The organism is Leeuwenhoekiella obamensis (assembly GCF_055391795.1).
Genome location: NZ_AP029251.1, coordinates 3,223,469 through 3,242,787, shown reverse-complemented (window position 1 = coordinate 3,242,787; position 19,319 = coordinate 3,223,469). Strand labels below are relative to the sequence as shown.

Genomic DNA, 19,319 nt, shown 5'->3' with positions numbered 1-19,319 from the left:
ACGGCGGTTGTATGTTAGCGTTTTGATAAATCTTGTTAAGCTATTGCAAGAAGCGGGGATTAGCGATTATCTTTGCCAGCGATGGGTAAAGCCGATATTCAAAATCTCATTGCGCAGTCTTCGCAAGTGCGAAAACTAGGGGCTTCTATTGCCCAGCCGCAAGCGCGCGTCGCACTTAATGGTCTTATAGGTTCTTCGTTTTCTTTCGCTGTCGCGGAAAGTTATAAAGAGGCAAAAAAGCCGTTTCTCGTTATTCTTAACGACAAGGAGGAAGCTGCATATTTCTTGAATGATTTTGAAACCTTGCTGAAGGAAGAAAATGTGCTTTTTTATCCTGGGAGTTATCGTCGCCCATACCAAATTGAAGAAACAGACAACGCCAATGTTTTACTGCGTGCCGAGGTTTTAAACCGCATCAATAGCCGCAAAAAACCGGCACTTATCGTCACCTATCCTGATGCACTTTTTGAAAAAGTAGTCACCCGCAAAGAACTTGAAAAAAGCACTTTAAAGGTAAAGGTCAACGATAGTTTGTCGCTGGATTTTGTAAACGAAATGCTGTTTGAATACAAATTCAAACGTGTGGATTTTGTGAGCGAACCTGGCGAATTCTCCGTGCGTGGTGGGATCATTGATGTGTTTTCTTTTTCGCATGACCAGCCGTATCGCATTGAGTTTTTTGGTGATGAAGTAGATAGTATTCGCACGTTTGATGTAGAAACCCAACTCTCTGTTGACAAGGTGAAGAGCATCTCACTGATGCCTAATGTTGAGAAAAAAGAGCTGCTAGAAACGCGTGAGAGCTTCCTTAATTATGTGTCTGACGACACCGTGGTTTTTGTAAAAAGCATCGAGCAGTTAAGCGATACGATAGATAAGACTTTTGCTAAAGCAGAAGAGGCTTTCGCCAAATTAAGCGCCGATATCAAGCACAGCAAACCTGAAGAATTATTCTGTACTTCAAAGCTTATTCGCAAGGAGTTGCTGGATTTTTCATTGGTGCAATTTGCTGAGACCCTGAATCAAGTTCAGGGTGACGCTGAAGAAATTCAGTTTAATCAGCAGCCGCAGCCTGCGTTCAACAAGCAGTTTGATCTACTGATCAAAGACCTCAACGACAATCACGAGAAGGGATTCCATAATTATATTTTTTGTGTAAGCGAACAACAAGCAAAGCGTTTTCATGATATTTTCAGCGATTCTAAACTGGATGTAAAACAATACGAAACGGTTTTGATCTCGATGTTTCGTGGCTTTATAGACGATGATCTAAAAATCGCTTGTTATACAGACCATCAGATATTTGAGCGTTATCACAAATTCAATCTCAAGAACGGTTACGCAAAGAAACAAGCCATCACGCTTAAGGAATTGACCAGCCTGCAAGTGGGAGATTATGTGACGCACATTGACCATGGTATTGGAAAATTCGGTGGACTGCAAAAAATTGAAGTAGAAGGCAAGCAACAAGAAGCAATTAAGCTTATTTATGGCGAGCGCGACGTGCTGTATCTCAGCATCCACTCGCTGCATAAAATCACAAAATATAACGGGAAGGACGGTAAAGCGCCGCAGATCTATAAACTGGGCAGCAACGCTTGGAAAAAGCTAAAGCAAAAGACCAAAACCAAGGTTAAGGAGATAGCTTTTAACCTGATTCAGCTTTACGCGAAAAGACGTTTGCAAAAAGGGTTTGCCTTTGGTCCAGATAGTTATTTACAAAACGAACTAGAGGCGAGTTTTATCTATGAAGACACGCCAGACCAAAGCTCAGCCACCGAAGCTGTAAAACTCGACATGGAAAGCGAGCGTCCAATGGACCGCCTGGTTTGTGGAGATGTAGGTTTCGGGAAAACCGAAGTCGCTATCCGTGCTGCGTTTAAAGCCGTGGACAACAATAAACAGGTTGCAGTGCTAGTGCCAACAACGATTTTGGCATTTCAACATCATCAAACATTTACTGAGCGTTTAAAGGATTTGCCAGTGCGTGTAGATTATTTGAACCGTTTCCGTACAGCGAAAGAAAAGCGCGAAACCCTAGCTGATCTTGAAGCTGGAAAAGTGGATATCATCATCGGCACACACCAGTTGACTAACAAAAACGTGAAGTTTAAAGACTTAGGCTTACTCATTGTTGATGAGGAACAGAAGTTTGGGGTTTCGGTAAAAGACAAACTGAAAACCATCAAGGAAAATGTGGATACGCTGACCTTGACTGCAACGCCTATTCCGCGTACGTTGCAGTTTAGTTTGATGGCCGCACGTGATTTGAGTACGATTACAACGCCGCCACCTAACCGCTACCCTATCGAAACGCACATCGTTAGACTGAATGAAGAAACCATTCGCGATGCCGTTTCTTATGAAATTCAGCGTGGTGGACAGGTGTTCTTCATTCATAATAGAATTGAGAATATCAAGGAAGTTGCTGGTATGATTCAGCGTCTTGTTCCAGACGCAAAAGTGGGTGTGGGACACGGCCAGATGGACGGTAAAAAGTTGGAAGATTTGATGCTTAATTTCATCAATGGGAATTTTGATGTTTTAGTAAGCACAACAATTATCGAGAGCGGACTTGACGTACCTAATGCCAATACGATTTTCATCAACAATGCTAATAATTTCGGGCTTTCAGACCTGCATCAAATGCGTGGTCGTGTGGGCCGAAGCAACAAAAAAGCATTCTGTTATTTTATCACTCCGCCGCTTTCTGCGATGACAGACGAAGCCAGAAAACGTATGACCGCGCTAGAGCAATTCTCAAGTTTAGGTAGTGGTTTTAACATTGCCATGAAAGACCTTGAAATTCGTGGAGCCGGAGATTTATTAGGTGGTGAACAAAGTGGTTTTATCAACGAAATAGGTTTTGACACCTACCAAAAAATCCTCAACGAAGCCATCGAAGAACTTAAGGAAAATGAGTTTGCCGAGCTGTATGCAGAACAAACCAAAGCTGAGGACAAAGAATACATCAAGGACACGGTAATTGATACAGATTTCTCGCTGTTGTTCCCGGATGATTACATCAACAACATCTCTGAGCGTCTTAATCTCTACACCCAACTCAACGACCTCAAAACCGAAAAAGAGCTTGAGGAATTCGAGCAAAAGTTGGTTGACCGCTTTGGAGAATTACCACCACAAGCACGTGATCTATTGAATTCTGTGCGCATCAAGTGGATCGCGGTAAAATATGGTATGGAAAAAGTGGTGATGAAAAACAACAAACTCATCTGTTTCTTCATCGCAGACCAGCAGTCTAAATTCTATCAGAGTCCGGCGTTTTCTAAGATGTTGCAGTTTGTACAGCAATACTCGCACCGCGTGACGTTAAAGGAGAAAAAATCTACAAAAGGTTTACGCTTGATCCTCACCGCCCCCGGAATCAAATCTGTAGATAAAGCTTTTGAAGTATTGTCACCGTTAATGCCTAAGGAAGCTGTCGCAGCGAATCAGGATTAATTCACACGGTTTTTTCGCTTAAAGCGAAAATCACTCAAACTGCCTTTAGAAGAAATAAAAAGCATCCTCAAAATGCTCTAGCTGTTCTTGTGTCTTGTTTTTGAGGATTGCAACAATATCAAATCGCACCTCGTTGTCAATGTCATTTGCGATGATATATTCGTTTGCGGCTTTGACGATGAGCTTGATCTTAGAAGGTTTTACAAACTCCTGCGGGTCGCCAAAAAAAGCACTGTTTCTAGTTTTTACCTCAACCATGACAAGCGTCTCGCCGTCCATCGCGATGATGTCAATTTCGGCTTTATCGTAGTAAAAATTGCGTTGTAGAATTTCATAACCCTTCCGCTGCAGGTAATTTGCTGCGTATTCTTCACCCCATTTCCCGAGTTCGTTATGATCCATCTGCGTTGTTTTGGCGAAAGCCAACTTAAAAAACTTCTCGATATATTCGCCAGCTAGCAAACACTAGAAGTAACATTAATTTTTAAAATCTAGCGTCACGCTATCATCTGCAACATTTAAAGTCGCCTCACGGCCCATGATCAAGGTGCGGTTGTCGTCAAGATGCCCAGCCGGGAAATCAAAACAAACGGGATAATCATAGTCCTTCACGGCATCCCAAATTATCTCTTTCGCATTTTTGCCAAAAGGCACACTATTGTCATGCATTTTTGTGAGTCCGCCCACGACGAGTCCACACAGATTTTTAAGCAATCCGTTGCGTTTTAGGTTCATCATCATGCGGTCTACGTGATACAGATATTCGTCCAGATCTTCTAAGAAAAGAATCTTGCTATCTGTCGTGATCGCCGATGGACTGCCACACATAGAATACAACATTGAGATGTTGCCACCCACCACTTCGCCGGTTTGCGTCCCCTTCCTGTTCATAGGATGCGCCGGGATGGTATAGTTTAGGCTTTCGCCAAAAAACGCCTTGCGCAAAGACGCTACCGCAGCATCAGAATTATCGTCTAAATGATACGGCATAATGCTGTGCAAAGTCTCAATTCCCATTTTATGAATATGACTGTGAAGCACGGTTACATCGCTATATCCTGCAAGCCATTTTGGGTTCTTTGCAAACCTGTAGAAGTCGATATTATCAATGATTCGCACTGTTCCATAACCGCCCTTTGCACACCAAACGGCTTTTATCTCTGGATCATTAAACATCTTCTGAATATCATCTAGACGCTCATAATCTGTCCCGGCATATTGATCGCTTTCATTATCAATTGTATTGCCTATCACAGGCACTAAACCCCATTTTTTCAATTGCTCAACGCCATCTGCGATTTGAGCAGAAGTTATCTTACGCGCTGTGCTAACAATACCTACTTTGTCTCCCTTTTTCAGTGCCGGAGGTGAAATCATAAATCAACTTTTCTAGCAAATTAATAAATATATCGGCTTTATGTAAAAAAGAGATATTTTATTTATTTTGGCTACAGCCAAATATCCAAACCCCTGATCACCCAGTATTTCTGGGCAACCACAATGAATATAACAAACTGCAATACAGGATCTTTAGCAGTTTTTGAACCCAATGATGATAATCCTTGGGATGTTGCCGCTGCAAAACATTTATACCGAAGATTAGAAAATGGAGCCACGATCGCTACACTTAATATTGCGGTTAGCAAACCAGTTTCTGCCGCTGTAGATACTATAATTGATCGCGCAATTACCGCACCAAATAGTGACAGAGTGCCGTGGTCTCAATGGTCTTACAGTGATTTTTCTGATTATAATGAGCAGAACAATACCTTTCGCACAGATCAATATAGAGCAGCTTGTGGTAAGATCTTTAAAGGCGGATTAAAAGGCAGGATGGCCTTCTTTTGGCTGAATCATTTTGTAACCCAGATCGAGACCTACAATCACATCCCATACACTTATCAATATTGGGATATTTTGTTGCATCATGCTGTGGGCAATTTTAAAGAACTCACTAGAGCAATAGGTCTAACTCCTGCAATGCTAGCGTTTTTAAATGGTTATGAAAACTCAAAGCAACATCCTAACGAGAATTATGCTAGAGAGCTTTATGAGCTTTTTACGCTAGGCGAAAATAATGGCTACACACAACAGGATATTGAAGAAACTTCGCGTGCTTTAACCGGCTATAATACCGTTGCAGAATATGGCGCAGCGGTAACTTTTAACCCGAACACCTTTGATAATAGCGAGAAGACCATTTTTGGTCAAACAGGAAATTGGGATTACAATGATGTTATAGAGATCCTTTTTGAGCAACGCGCCTCAGAGATTGCGCATTTTATCTGCGAGAAGCTTTACACCTTTTTTGTAAGTCCACAGATCTCTGAAGAGATCATCGCTGGCATGGCACAAACATTTATTGCAAATGATTTTGAGATCACACCTGTTTTACGTCAACTCTTAAAAAGCGAGCACTTTTTTTCAGAGGCGGCGCGGGCTACCGTGATAAAAAGTCCGTTTGATCTGTGCTGTGGTTTTCTTAATGAAAGTGCCTTTGCTTATGACGACAGCACCTTTCATATAACAGATGTGATCATTTATGCCTGCAACTTGATAGGTCAGAATATTTACCAACCACCAGATGTTGCTGGCTGGCAACGCGATAAAACATGGATCAACAACAACACCATAGGCGGTAGATGGGAGTTCATGCAATATCTCGTATGGTTATGTTGGGAAGAGGATCAGGATCAATTTAGACAATTTGCAAAAGACTTATCAAACAATAGCAGAGACACCGCTGTGATCACAAAAGCTATTGTAGATCATTTTTTAGCAAAACCGCTGTGGACAGATACAGATTACGCTTCCGCGGAAAGTGTTCTAAGATGGGAAGTGCCACAAAATTATTATGACAACAATACCTGGAGTCTAGACTGGGATTCTGCGCCTTATCAAGTAGTTCTATTGATCTTTCAAATCTTTAGAATGCCAGAATTTCAACTTAAATAAGAAATATGTGCTCTAACAAAACAAATACAAAACCCAGAGCCATACGTCATCACGACAGTGGTCATGACCATGATCATTTGGCCTGGAGCCGAAGAAGTTTTATGCAAGTGCTAGGCTTAGCAGGCGCAGGTTCTATGTTTCTGGGAGGATCACATCTTTCGGCGGCGGCGCCCAATGCAATTAACGCTGCACTCGCCAGCACAGATAATGATCGTATTCTTGTGCTTATTAGACTTAAGGGAGGTAACGATGGCCTTAACACCATTGTGCCGCTTTATGACTACGACCTCTATGCGCAAAAAAGACCTACGATAAGACATCAGCAACAATCGCTTTATAACTTAAGTAGCAATTTTGGCTTGCCAGATTCGCTTAAAGCGCTTCAAGAATTATGGGGCGAAGGCGCGATGAAAGTCGCTCACGGCGTGGGATATCCAGATCAAAATCTCTCACACTTTAGAAGTGCAGACATTTGGGCTTCAGGCAATAATCAGCAAGAGCTAGATACTGGTGTTTTAGGAAGGTATTTTCAAGACCTATATCCAGATTATCTTATGGATCCACCTGCCGAACCTACCGCGATACAAATAGGCAGCATAGGTAATTTACTTTTTGAAGGTACAGACACAAACTATGCATTTACACTTAATAATCCAGATCAATTAGCCACCGTTGCAGAAAATGGTAAACTGCACGATCTGGCTAATTTACCCTCGTGTACCTATGGATCGCAGCTGGGATTCTTGCGTAGCACAACAAATAATACTTTGGCTTACGCCGAAGTAATAAACGCAGCGTATGAAAATGGATCGAATACCATAGAATATGGCACAGATCAATTATCCAGACAGCTTTCTATTCTTGCTAAGATCATAAAAGGTGGACTAAGAACCCAAATGTATCTTGTAACATTAGATGGTTTTGACACCCACGCAAATCAAGTGGAGATCCACAATAGATTAATGCAAAATCTAGCCGAAGGTGTTTCTAATTTTTACAAAGACCTTGAAGCCGGTGGTCATCATGATCGTGTGCTTTCAATGACGTTTTCAGAATTTGGCAGGCGTATAGAAGAGAACGGTAGTAACGGCACTGATCACGGCGCAGCATCGCCAGTTTTGATTTTTGGATCTGGGCTAGAAGGCAACGGTTTTATAGGCAATCATCCAGATCTTAGCGCTCCAGATGACATTGGCAACTTGCAATATTCTACAGACTTTAGATCATTGTACGCCACCGTGCTTAAAGATTGGCTTTGTATCGATGCGCCTGTGGTAGATGCTCTATTGCCTAATGGGCCGTATGAAAGTAAAGATCTAGGATTCTCTTGCACAAGCCTGAGCAATCCTGCATTTGCAAATACAACAACTTTTATGCATTATGCGAGTTTTCAAGGCGATCAGACTTTTATAAACTATGAGAATAATACGCATGGCAGAGTTAAAGTCGAATTATACTCTATGCTTGGGCAAAAGATAGAAACACTACTTGACGAAGTGCAAACTGCAGGAAATAAACAGATCAACATCAAGCAAAACGCAGAAACCACTTTATTCGCCGGCCCGTATATTTATGTAATCACCATTTCGGGGAACCGCTATAGTAAAAAGCTGATCTTAAAGTAAGATCTACATTCAATTCTTGAGATAAATTCTTGTTTTAAGCTCTTTATTCTTTTGGGTTAAACCCAAAAAAGGAATCTTACGCCAATCTTATAACAAATGGTATCTTTGCGGCTCAAATTAAGCATATGAGTCAGCCGAAACGCTACACGATAACCGCGGCACTGCCGTATACAAATGGACCCATTCACATAGGTCACCTTGCGGGAGTTTATGTACCTGCAGATATTTACTCGCGCTACCTGAGATTGAAGGGTGAAGATGTTGCTTTCATCTGCGGAAGCGATGAACACGGGGTTGCGATAAGTATAAAAGCAAAAAAAGAAGGTACGACGCCACAAGAAGTGGTAGATAAATACAACAAGATCATCAAGGATAGCTTTGCTGATTTTGGGATCTCTTTTGACAATTATTCGCGCACTTCTGCGAAAGTGCATCATGACACTGCTTCAGAGTTTTTCAAGAAGTTGTATGATCAAGGAGATTTTATTGAAGAAACTGGTGAGCAATTGTATGATGCAGAGGCAAACCAATTTCTCGCAGATCGTTTTGTAACGGGAACTTGCCCAAAATGTGGCCACGAAGAAGCCTACGGCGATCAGTGCGAAAAATGTGGTTCTTCACTCAATGCGAATGATTTAATTGACCCAAAATCTACAATCACCGGTTCTGTGCCTGTGATGAAAGAAACTAAGCACTGGTTTTTACCATTAGACCGTTACGAAGGTTTCTTAAAAGAATGGATCTTAGAAGGTCATAAAAACGACTGGAAACCCAATGTTTACGGGCAATGTAAATCATGGATCGATGAAGGTTTGCGCCCTCGTGCCGTAACCCGCGACCTTGACTGGGGAATTCCTGTGCCTGTGCTGGGGGGCGAAGGCAAAGTGCTTTACGTTTGGTTTGATGCGCCTATAGGTTACATCTCTTCCACTAAAGAATGGGCTGAGCGCGAAGGCAAAGATTGGGAGCCGTATTGGAAAGACGCAGATACAAAATTGGTGCACTTCATCGGGAAGGATAACATCGTTTTTCACTGTATCATTTTCCCAAGTATGCTTAAGGCAGAAGGAAGTTATATTTTGCCAGAAAACGTTCCTGCAAATGAGTTTTTGAACTTGGAAGGCAACAAACTTTCCACTTCAAAAAACTGGGCGGTTTGGCTGCATGAGTATCTAGAAGATTTCCCGGGACAACAGGATGTTTTACGTTACGCATTAACGGCAAATGCTCCAGAAACTAAGGACAACGATTTTACTTGGAAGGACTTCCAAGCGAGAAATAATAACGAGTTGGTTGCCATTTTTGGTAACTTCATTAACCGCGTGGTGGTGCTTACAAACAAGTATTACGATGGCGCGATTCCAGAAGCGTTTGACCTTAATGAAGAGGACAAAGACACGCTTTCTGAGCTTAGAAATTTCCCTCAGGTGATTGCAAATTCATTAGAGCGTTATCGCTTTCGCGAAAGCCAAAATGAACTGATGAATCTGGCGCGACTAGGTAACAAATACCTCGCAGATGCTGAACCTTGGAAAACCATAAAGACTGATGAAAACCGCACGGCGACCGTGATGCACATTGCTTTGCAAATCGCCGCTTCGCTTGCGATTGTGAGCGAACCGTTCTTGCCGCATACTTCTGCTAAGTTGAAGCAAATGCTCAACATGGAAGTAACTGCTGAAGATTGGAGCCGTATTTCTCAGGAAGAGGATATTTTGCCGCAAGGCCATAAAATTAATAAAGCCGAGTTGCTGTTCACTAAAATTGAAGATGAGCAAATTGAAAAGCAACTTGAAAAATTAGAAAAAACAAAAATGGATAATAAAGCTAGCGCTCAAGTTGAAGATAATTCCGCTTCCGCGGAAGTAAGCATCACTCCACAAAAAGAGACGATACAGTATGATGATTTCATGAAACTGGATATGCGCGTGGGAACCATCCTTGAAGCTGAAAAAATGCCAAAAGCTGATAAACTTCTTGTTTTAAAAGTGGATACTGGTATTGATGTTCGTACGATCGTTTCGGGGATTGCAGAGTCTTTCACACCTGAAGAAATCATAGGTAAACAAGTAACCGTTCTTGTAAACCTTGCTCCTAGAAAATTACGCGGAACCGTTAGCGAAGGTATGATCCTGATGACAGAGGATAAAGAGGGCAAACTTGTCTTTATGAATCCAGACCGCGCCGGCGTTGCTAATGGCGGGATGATAAGCTAATCCAGTATTAATCGAATAGAAAAAGGAGCCTAAATAGGCTCCTTTTTTGTTTTTTATTTCCATTGGCGAAAGCCGAGTATTAATTTCCTTCTGGTATTTTTTCTCCATTGTAAAACCTCCCCGTATATATTTTTAAATTTTCTGGTTTTGGAACATTAGGTATTATATACTTAGGTTTATCATTCTCAATTAAAACTACTTCTTTATCATTTAGCATTTTTGCAGACCAGGCAGAAGTTCCATAAAAAACCTTCCCCTCAAAAAGCTGCATTCTACTTTTACCTTCATAGTCCACATACATTACTATAGGACCTTCAATCTCTTTGAGCTTCACAACTTCACCCTTATCTTGATTTAAAGGTTTTTCAGTATATAAATACTTCTCTTGATCCTCTATATAAAAAAATCATAGTTTTTATCCGAGCGAGACAAATCATTTTGCTCTACCCCTTTTACTAGCAAATACGCTTTATCATTATAGCCCCTGTACGCAAGATATGGATCATCCTTTTGTACGAACTTTATAGGCAATTTCTTTATATCTTGATCTTTATCATAAAAATTTTCAACAACTAGGTATTCACCTGTTATAGGCACGTAGAGATAAAGAGTGCCCCCTATAAATTGAGAGGTTACCCCAGACAGTAGTCTATCACCTACTTTTAATGTATAATCTGTAGAATAGTCATTCTTTTTCTCCACCGTAATACTTCCTGCCTTGAGCTCGTCACGATATATTACATTAGAATAAATTGTTTTTATTTCTCCCGTTTTTACATCTTTCTTAGTTGTGCAATTCCCCTTTGCATCAGGAATACACTCATATTTTTTACCTGAATACCCTGTAGAGAACATAAGTTGACCGTCTTTATAACTATAATCAAAACTCTCCTCTCCTCCTGTAGTATATACCTTTCGCTCATGTACGTGCAGCATTCCGCCTTCTTCTTTATAGGTATAGGTTGAGGTTACCTTCTCATTATAACTCGTGTTGGTTATAATTTCTTTTTTAAGTCTGTCCTTAACATCATATTCATATTCTTTAAGTCGGTTAGAATATGTCGATTTTGTCAACAAGCCCTTAGCGTTGTATTCATAGATATATTTCGTGGTGCTTTTTTGGTCAATTATTTCTAGAATATTGCCATTTTTATCCCGTTTTATATAAGGTACTTTAGCCTGGTAAGCTTCCGCATAAGAGAGATCTATAAACTTCATGAAACTAGTGCCATCATCTAATAATCGCTCTCCCTTCTCGTTGTAGAAATTTCCAGCATAGTAGGCCACATCACCTTTTAAGGCAGCTGGCAAAATATACTTTTTCTCTTCAAGAGGTCATGGGTTCATTGGCGCTTCCCCGAAAGCGGGATTCTGCGCATGCATAAGGCTAGCGCTACAAAGGAACATGATGTAAAAAACATTTTTCATAAGTAGGAATGTTTAAATGAGAATAAAAAGTGTATTAAATCGTATTACGCCTCTGGTTTTAGGGCAATAGCGGTCTGCTTTTTCACAAAAGCTTTAATCTCTTCTTCAGTTGCTTCTAGTTTTGTACCGTCTTTAAGCGTCACGCTGCGCACCTTCAATTTTAAGGTTTCAGGGTTGTAGAATCCTTTATCATACATCTGGTAACATCTCACTACCCATTGATCACCTTTGTACAAATAAACTGACTGCTCCGCCAATATTGTCGTATTATCTTTGTGGACCTCAATTTTGTTTAAATTACCTTTATCATCATAGCTATAATGCTTCGTCAGGATCACATTTCCTTCTGCATCTTTTCTTATGGTTTTCTTTTTCCTGTCATTTTTAAAACTGGTGACCTCTGTATAGTTTAACGCTCCCTTGGTGTGCAAATCCATCTCTTCTGTATTTTTTAGATAGCGATAATCCTTAAATAATTTACCAGAAGAAAATTCTTGCCAGCGCTCTATTTTCCCATTTTTAGTATAGATCGTAATACCAAGTATCGTTTTAATGGTATCTCTCGTGTATTTACTAGTAGCTTCATCAAAATTCCCTTTTATCTCAATGTCAAAGATGGTGTCAGGATTTGTATGGCTATAATAAAATCTCTCGCTATACTCTACTCTACCGCGCTTTACGTGTGACCCCTTGTAATTGATAATATCTAAATGATTTATACCATTGCCATGCGGAGTGTAGTGATGAGTCCCAACTTTTCTACCCGTATCGTTGTCTGAAATAATTTTTGATAGCAAATGACCATTGAAAACGTATTCCTCTGTACTACCACTAATATTTAAGTTGTCTTTTGTGATATTAAAAGATCCATAGCTCTCAACGATAGATATAACATCATCCGTAAGATCCATACTTTCTTTAGTCACGATCTTTTGACAATACGCTGAACAAACAAACAGTAAGCAACTAGTTAAAACAATATTTCTCATAATATGTTGATTTTTACATCTCAAAGCTACTTTGGCTTTCGCCAAAAAGAAATAGGGCAACTGCCGTAATTTCATTGAGAAGACTATCACATCTGCGTATCTTGCAGTTCGCAAATTTGAAGCATGACCATTACCGATTATATCTTAAAACATCTTGACCTTAGCCCGAAGCAGGTCAACAACACTATAAAATTACTTAACGAGGACGCCACGATTCCGTTTATTTCGCGCTACCGCAAAGAGATGACCGGTAATCTTGACGAAGTGCAAATAGGCGAGATCGTAAAATTCAAAGAGCAATTTGAAGCGCTAGAAAAACGCAAGGAAAGCATCTTAAAAAGTCTGGAAGAACAAGAAGTGCTTACAGATGAGCTCAAGGCAAAAATCACGCAAACGCAAGACCTCACCACGCTAGAGGATATTTACCTTCCGTTTAAAAAGAAGCGCAAAACCAAAGCTGATACCGCACGTGAAAACGGCCTGGAACCGCTTGCCAAGATCATCATGGCGCAAAACAGCCGCGACCTTGATGGTTCTGGTTCGGCGCAGCGTTTTGTAAATAATACCGTTCCTTCAATTGAGGACGCTCTAGAAGGTGCGCGCCACATTATCGCAGAGTGGATCAACGAGCGCACGGACATTCGCAATGACATAAGAAACCAACTGGAGCGTTACGCAATCCTTTCCACGAAAGTGGTAAAAACAAAAAAAGACGAAGAGGACGCCCAGAAATATCGTGATTATTTTGAGTGGGACGAACCTTTAAATCGCTGTCCATCGCACCGTTTTCTGGCAATTTCTCGTGCCGCAAGTGAAGGATTCATCCGCATGAATGTGGAGATTGATAACGAGCGTGCTTTAGAGAAAATAGAGCGCAAGATCATTCGTTCTAATAACGCTTGCGCGGAAGAGATTCAAACAGCGATCGCTGATGCGTACAAACGTTTGCTGTTCCCTGCGCTGTCTAACGAAATCCTCAATGCCGCCAAGGAAAAAGCAGATGCAACCGCAATAAATGTATTTGCAAAAAACCTGAAACAGTTGTTGCTGGGTTCGCCTCTTGGCGAAAAAAGAGTTTTGGGTATCGACCCGGGTTTTCGCACGGGTTGCAAAGTGGTTTGCCTGGATGCAAACGGCAATCTTGAGCATAACGAAACCATCTATCCGCATGCGCCAAAAAACGATTTTAAGGGTGCGAGCAATAAGATTCATTATCTCGTGAATGCGCATAAAATAGAAGCTATCGCAATAGGTAACGGTACCGCTTCACGCGAAACGGAGCGCTTTATCCGCAAAATTCCTTTTAAGCAGGATCTGCAGGTTTTTGTGGTGAGTGAAGCCGGAGCTTCGGTATATTCTGCGTCAAAAATCGCTCGTGATGAATTCCCTAATTATGACGTTACCGTGCGCGGAGCCGTTTCTATAGGTCGCCGTTTACAAGACCCGCTCGCCGAACTGGTGAAAATAGACCCAAAATCCATAGGTGTGGGACAATATCAGCACGATGTGGATCAAACTGCGTTAAAAAACGAACTAGACCGCGTTACAGAATCGTGCGTAAATGCCGTGGGCGTGAACATCAATACGGCTAGTGCTTCCTTGCTAAGTTACGTTTCGGGCATAGGGCCTAAACTTGCCGAAAATATGGTAAAACACCGTGAAGAAAATGGTGCTTTTACTTCGCGAAAAGAAATTCTGGATGTTCCCCGTCTGGGTGGAAAAGCCTTTGAACAAGCCGCTGGTTTCTTGCGTATCAAGAATGCAGAGAATCCGCTGGATGACTCTGCTGTGCATCCTGAGCGCTATGCCTTGGTAAAGCAAATCGCAAAAGACGAGAAGAAATCCATTGAAGATTTGATTGGTAATTCTTCTGTTTTAAAAAGCATCGAACTGAAAAAATACGTTTCTGAAGATGTGGGTTTACCCACGTTAGAAGATATCATCAGCGAACTTGAAAAACCAGGTCTTGATATCAGAGCGGAAGCCAAAACCTTTACTTTTAATCAAAACATCAAGACCATTAATGATGTAAAACCCGGCCAACTTTTACCAGGAATCGTGAACAATGTGACCAATTTTGGAGCGTTTGTAGACATTGGTATTAAAGAAAGTGGATTGATCCATATCTCAAATCTCGCCGATGGTTTTGTGAGCGACGTTAATGAACACATCGCATTGCACGAACAAGTGGTGGTAAAAGTCCTTGAGGTTGACATTCCGCGAAAGCGTATACAATTGAAGCTGGAGAAGTTGAATAGCACAAAATAAGTAAAAGCTTAAATTCACCGTGGTATGACCTTTGTGATCGCCTTTATATAACTAGCCGTTTTTTATGATCAAATTTCTACGTTACTCAGCAATTTTATTTTTTTCTCTATTCTTAAATTTAACTCACGCCCAATCTTCGCAAGATAAAATCCTTAAAAAGATCTCTGAGTTTGTATCAATACCACAGACTTTAACCTATTTACACCTCAACAAATCCACATATTTACAAGGAGAACAAATAGGCTTTAAGGCTTATGTAGTAAATAAAGCAGATTTAAAACCTGATCTCGAAACTTCTAATCTTTATGTGCAGATTTTAGATGATAAAGAAAATGTTGTTGTAAAGAAGATTATGCCAATTATTGATGGGACATCCTCTAATTCAATTTCCATCGATTCAACTTTAGCAGCTGGAGAATATACTCTTAAGGCTTATACTAACTGGCAATTAAACTTTAAACAACACAATTTTTATGCTGAGAAAATCAGAATTATTGATACCAAGGCTGAAAACGTTGAGTTGAGTGAAGGTGCTATGGAAATCGATGCACAATTTCTTCCTGAAAGTGGACATGCTATTGAAAATATCATTAATACTATTGGAGTAGTCATTAAAGATAAAAATGGTATTGGTTTACCTAATGCAGGTGTAAAACTTCTAGACAAAACCGGAAGCCTAAAAGCACAAACTACGCTTAATGATTTTGGCATTGGCAGGCTAGCTTTTGTGCCAGAAATAGGTGAAGATTATGAAGCACATATTGATCTAAATGGAAAGGAATTTAAAATTAAGGCAGATCTAAAAGTTGAAAAAAAGGGATTAGTACTATCCCTCATCCCTTTAAAAGACCAAGTGCGCTTGACGGTCAAGACAAATGATGAAGCGCTAAGTCTTAGAACATATACTCTGGGTATTCACAACAATAAGACAGTAAAAGCCATTGATGTTGATCTAGCCGATTCTAAGACAAAATCAATCTTAATACATCAAGACGAACTTGTTAGTGGTATAAACATCTTTACACTTTTTGATGACAATCAAAACCCCATTGCAGAGCGACTTTATTTTAAACATATAGCAATACCTCAATTGAATCAGATAGAAGCTTCTACCGAAGTTTTAAGCGACTCTACGCAAATTGATCTCTCTTTTAAAAACGCTGAAAACATCACCTCAGCCAGTGTTTCTATTCTTCCTAAGAACTCTAAGGCATCTGTTTATAATAATAGTATTCTGTTTCAAATGCTTTTAAGACCTTACATTAAAGGTTCTGTACAAAATGCATCTTGGTACTTAGAGAATACCAACTCAAAAAAAGCTCAAGAGCTCGACAATTTATTGCTGACCCAAGGTTGGAGTAGTTATGACTGGCAAGATATTTTTAACACCTCCTTCAATCCACAGCATGAAAAAACTAAAGGATTTGTTCTAAAGGGTGTCATAAACGATGATGATAAAAATGAAAAACAATTTATTATTCATCCTTCAGATAATTATCCGCCACAGATATTCAAAATCCCTCCAGGAAAAGACTCTTTTGAAATTGATGATTTCTTTGCCATAGAAAATGAGGAAATCAGCATCTCTGAAATAAAAAATAGAAATCGTCTAATAAAGACTAAGCTCTATTTATCGCTATACCCATCCCAAGCACCAAATCTTAATGCGGATTTTGCTACATCTACACTATACAAATCAGAAGATATTGTAAAGACGAATAATACCATTTATTCAAATTCAGAGATAGCAAACTTCTTGAGTGAATCTGAAACTTTAAATGAAGTTGAACTATATACCAAAAAAGTAAGTGACCATAAAAAAGAGGAACGGAAGCTAAACAATCACTCTTGGGGAAGAGTCCATTTATTAACCATTGAGGACAGACTAACTTTTGCCACTTTAGCAGACTTTTTACGATCTAAGGGATTAATAGTAAATCAGGCTCAAGGAGGATTGCAAGTAAATGCAATTGCCGGGGGCGACCCTCAAGCTAGCGTCGATCTGGGTCCCGATCAAGATTTCTCTAATGGGAGCAGGCAATCTGAAGATGACGATATAGATAAACAAATACTGTTTTATCTTGATGGTGTCCCCATGCTAGATTCTTCAATGTTTGCTAATTTTTCTATGGCTACAGTTAAAACTGTAGAAATAAACATTGGGCCTAATTCAGCAATGGGACAAGGGTTTTTAGGTTCTAATGGCGTTATTAAAATAACTTCTGATCTTACTGCTGAGAAATTTGGTGCAAGACCTAATGGCATGCAATCATATTCACTACCCATAGGTTACAGCAAATACAAAAAATACTATATCCCAAAGTTTCAAAATGAAACTGATGATTTCTTTCAGGCTTATGGTGTTATTGACTGGATTCCTGATCTTGAATCTAGTAAAAAAGGAGAGATATCGTTTAAGATAAAAAAGCCTAAAGTTGATTTTCAGATTATATTGGAAGGTTTATCTTCCTCAGGAAAACTAATCCATGTAGAAAAGGATTTTAATCTAGAGAATTAATTCAGTTTGCTCAAAATCGCCTATCATCCTATTTACAAGCATCCGTTGCCAGACGGTCACCGCTTCCCGATGCTCAAATATGAGCTGTTGCCTAAGCAACTTATTCATGAAGGCACGTGTACAGAGGCAAACTTTTTTGAGCCAAAAATGCCAGATGAGAACCATATTCTTACCGTTCACGACAAGGAATATGTTGAGAATCTCAAATCGCTTTCGCTAGATAGAAGCGCTGTGCGCAAAATAGGTTTTCCGCTTAGTGAAGCGTTAGTGCAGCGTGAATTTATCATTGCAGACGGCACCATAAAAGGTTGTCACCATGCGCTTGAAAATGGCATTGCCTTCAACATTGCTGGCGGCACGCACCACGCATATTCTGATCACGGCGAGGCGTTTTGCATGTTTAATGATCAGGCTATCGGCGCGAGATATCTTTTAAATAAGGCTTTCGCCAAAAAAATCCTCATCGTAGATCTGGACGTGCATCAAGGTAATGGCACGGCTGAAATCTTTCAAAATGATGACAAGATTTTTACTTTCTCAATGCACGGGGCGGGTAATTATCCTTTTAAGAAAGAAACCTCAGACCTTGATATTGCCGTTCCTGATGGTAGTGGCGATGAAGTTTATTTAGGTTTACTTAAAGAAACCTTACCTCAACTCATTATTAAAGACGTAAAACCTGACTTTATCTTTTACCTCAGCGGTGTTGATATTTTAGAAAGTGACAAGCTCGGCCGACTTTCATGCTCGGTAGAAGGTTGCAAAGAAAGAGATAGATTCTGTTTGAGTCTTTTTCGCGAAAGCGAAATCCCTGTGCAATGCAGTATGGGGGGCGGGTATTCTCCAGATATTAAAGTAATTGTTGAAGCACATGCAAATACGTATCGCCTAGCGCAGGAAGTTTACTTCTGATCATCATTTTCAAGTTTTGGCGGATCAGGAATAGCTGTAGCTGGTTTTAAAGGCTCTATTAAAAATTCTTGAGGTAGATATTGCTCTGCTATTTTATTTTGAACATAATCAAACCAACAAACCTTAAAAAAGACTTTTGACACAATCTTTTTTGGTTCTCCACTTTTCTCATAAAAACTTGATTGCTCATCATTTTCTTTAATTCCAGTAATAACAAGTTCTGGACATCGAAATGTGGGATACTTAAAGACATCTTTTAATTTTTTACGATGTTCAAGTTTAGCTGTTTTTAGCTGAACGACTTTTCCTAACTCATAGGTTGCAATAGCATAATCCTCAACCTCTTCAATCAAAGTTTTTTGCTTGTCAACATTTTCCTCTTTTCTAGAAAACTTAAGTGATTTAAAAGATTCCAGAAGATCTTCATAAATAGTTAACTCAAAAAAAGAGCTTTTATGATCATTAAAATAAACACAAGTGTATTTTACTCTTGAACTGATCTTTGCACTCTCTATGGTTGAATGAAAAATCTTTTTATCAGTTGACTCAATAAAAATCTCTTTTATCATCAACATGGGCGGATGTTGAATACTGAAAGATTCTCTCTGCTGGTTAGGAGCGTGATCTATAAAGTGTCGGTGAGACTTTAATGTTACAATTTCCCCTAAAGTAAATTTATTCAATGGTTTGAATTTTAAGTTATTGGGTTAAATATATAAATATTACTTTTGAAAATAAGGGGGTTGGCCGAAATAGAACGATTGGCTGAACCGTAGATTTTTTAAATCACTTGGTTTCGACCTTAGGGGAAAAATTAAATATGGAAATTAGGAAAAAGGTTACTGTTGCTTCACAACCCAATATTGTGATATGAATCAACAGTACTAGAATTATGCAAACGCCGTGCCATTTTCGAGATGTCAGGCTGACACCTCGACCGACAAGG

Annotated in this window: 13 protein-coding genes; 7 read left to right on the top strand and 6 right to left on the bottom strand. The window is 39.9% G+C overall.

Going from position 1 to position 19,319, the window contains the following annotated elements; translation table 11 throughout:
• Positions 1-81 precede the first annotated feature (81 nt).
• Positions 82-3,462: a transcription-repair coupling factor gene (gene mfd / locus ACZ5L8_RS14330; RefSeq protein ID WP_464438353.1), complete on the top strand. Its 3,381-nt coding sequence runs from the start codon at positions 82-84 to the stop codon at positions 3,460-3,462.
• Between the two features lie 45 nt (positions 3,463-3,507).
• Here the strand turns inward: mfd and ACZ5L8_RS14325 are convergent, their stop codons facing one another.
• Entirely contained in the window at positions 3,508-3,864 is a 357-nt protein-coding gene (locus tag ACZ5L8_RS14325) for a YraN family protein (protein WP_464440965.1), read from the bottom strand.
• A gap of 75 nt (positions 3,865-3,939) precedes the next feature.
• Positions 3,940-4,839, bottom strand: a complete 900-nt coding sequence (locus tag ACZ5L8_RS14320; RefSeq protein WP_464438352.1) for a S66 peptidase family protein — start codon at positions 4,837-4,839, stop codon at positions 3,940-3,942.
• A 123-nt stretch (positions 4,840-4,962) separates the two neighbouring features.
• On the opposite strand from ACZ5L8_RS14320, the gene ACZ5L8_RS14315 reads away from it, so the two are divergent.
• From ACZ5L8_RS14315 to metG, 3 genes are all read left to right on the top strand, one after another.
• The gene (locus ACZ5L8_RS14315) at positions 4,963-6,417 is read left to right on the top strand and encodes a DUF1800 domain-containing protein (RefSeq protein ID WP_464438351.1); all 1,455 of its coding nucleotides are present in this window, start codon (positions 4,963-4,965) and stop codon (positions 6,415-6,417) included.
• Positions 6,418-6,422: 5 nt separating this feature from the next.
• Positions 6,423-8,042 carry a DUF1501 domain-containing protein gene (locus ACZ5L8_RS14310; RefSeq protein WP_464438350.1) on the top strand — a complete coding sequence of 540 codons (1,620 nt, stop codon included), beginning with the start codon at positions 6,423-6,425 and terminating at the stop codon, positions 8,040-8,042.
• A 125-nt stretch (positions 8,043-8,167) separates the two neighbouring features.
• Positions 8,168-10,258 carry a methionine--tRNA ligase gene (gene metG, locus ACZ5L8_RS14305; protein WP_464438349.1) on the top strand — a complete coding sequence of 697 codons (2,091 nt, stop codon included), beginning with the start codon at positions 8,168-8,170 and terminating at the stop codon, positions 10,256-10,258.
• Positions 10,259-10,337: 79 nt separating this feature from the next.
• Here the strand turns inward: metG and ACZ5L8_RS14300 are convergent, their stop codons facing one another.
• The 3 genes from ACZ5L8_RS14300 to ACZ5L8_RS14290 form a co-directional block, all read right to left on the bottom strand.
• The gene (locus ACZ5L8_RS14300; RefSeq protein ID WP_464438348.1) at positions 10,338-10,592 is read right to left on the bottom strand and encodes a hypothetical protein; all 255 of its coding nucleotides are present in this window, start codon (positions 10,590-10,592) and stop codon (positions 10,338-10,340) included.
• Between the two features lie 59 nt (positions 10,593-10,651).
• The gene (locus ACZ5L8_RS14295) at positions 10,652-11,569 is read right to left on the bottom strand and encodes a hypothetical protein (RefSeq protein ID WP_464438347.1); all 918 of its coding nucleotides are present in this window, start codon (positions 11,567-11,569) and stop codon (positions 10,652-10,654) included.
• A gap of 161 nt (positions 11,570-11,730) precedes the next feature.
• A complete protein-coding gene (locus ACZ5L8_RS14290; protein ID WP_464438346.1) occupies positions 11,731-12,675 on the bottom strand; it encodes a hypothetical protein in 945 nt (314 codons plus the stop codon).
• 123 nt (positions 12,676-12,798) lie between these two features.
• On the opposite strand from ACZ5L8_RS14290, the gene ACZ5L8_RS14285 reads away from it, so the two are divergent.
• From ACZ5L8_RS14285 to ACZ5L8_RS14275, 3 genes are all read left to right on the top strand, one after another.
• Complete coding sequence (locus tag ACZ5L8_RS14285) at positions 12,799-14,943, top strand: Tex family protein (protein ID WP_464438345.1); 2,145 nt, start codon at positions 12,799-12,801, stop codon at positions 14,941-14,943.
• 64 nt (positions 14,944-15,007) lie between these two features.
• Positions 15,008-17,461 carry a hypothetical protein gene (locus ACZ5L8_RS14280; protein ID WP_464438344.1) on the top strand — a complete coding sequence of 818 codons (2,454 nt, stop codon included), beginning with the start codon at positions 15,008-15,010 and terminating at the stop codon, positions 17,459-17,461.
• 6 nt (positions 17,462-17,467) lie between these two features.
• Positions 17,468-18,373, top strand: coding sequence for a histone deacetylase family protein (locus ACZ5L8_RS14275; protein WP_464438343.1), 906 nt, complete (start codon positions 17,468-17,470; stop codon positions 18,371-18,373).
• Here the strand turns inward: ACZ5L8_RS14275 and ACZ5L8_RS14270 are convergent.
• Positions 18,364-19,056: a hypothetical protein gene (locus ACZ5L8_RS14270; protein WP_464438342.1), complete on the bottom strand. Its 693-nt coding sequence runs from the start codon at positions 19,054-19,056 to the stop codon at positions 18,364-18,366. The two genes, ACZ5L8_RS14275 and ACZ5L8_RS14270, sit on opposite strands and share 10 nt — an antisense overlap.
• Positions 19,057-19,319: the final 263 nt, after the last annotated feature.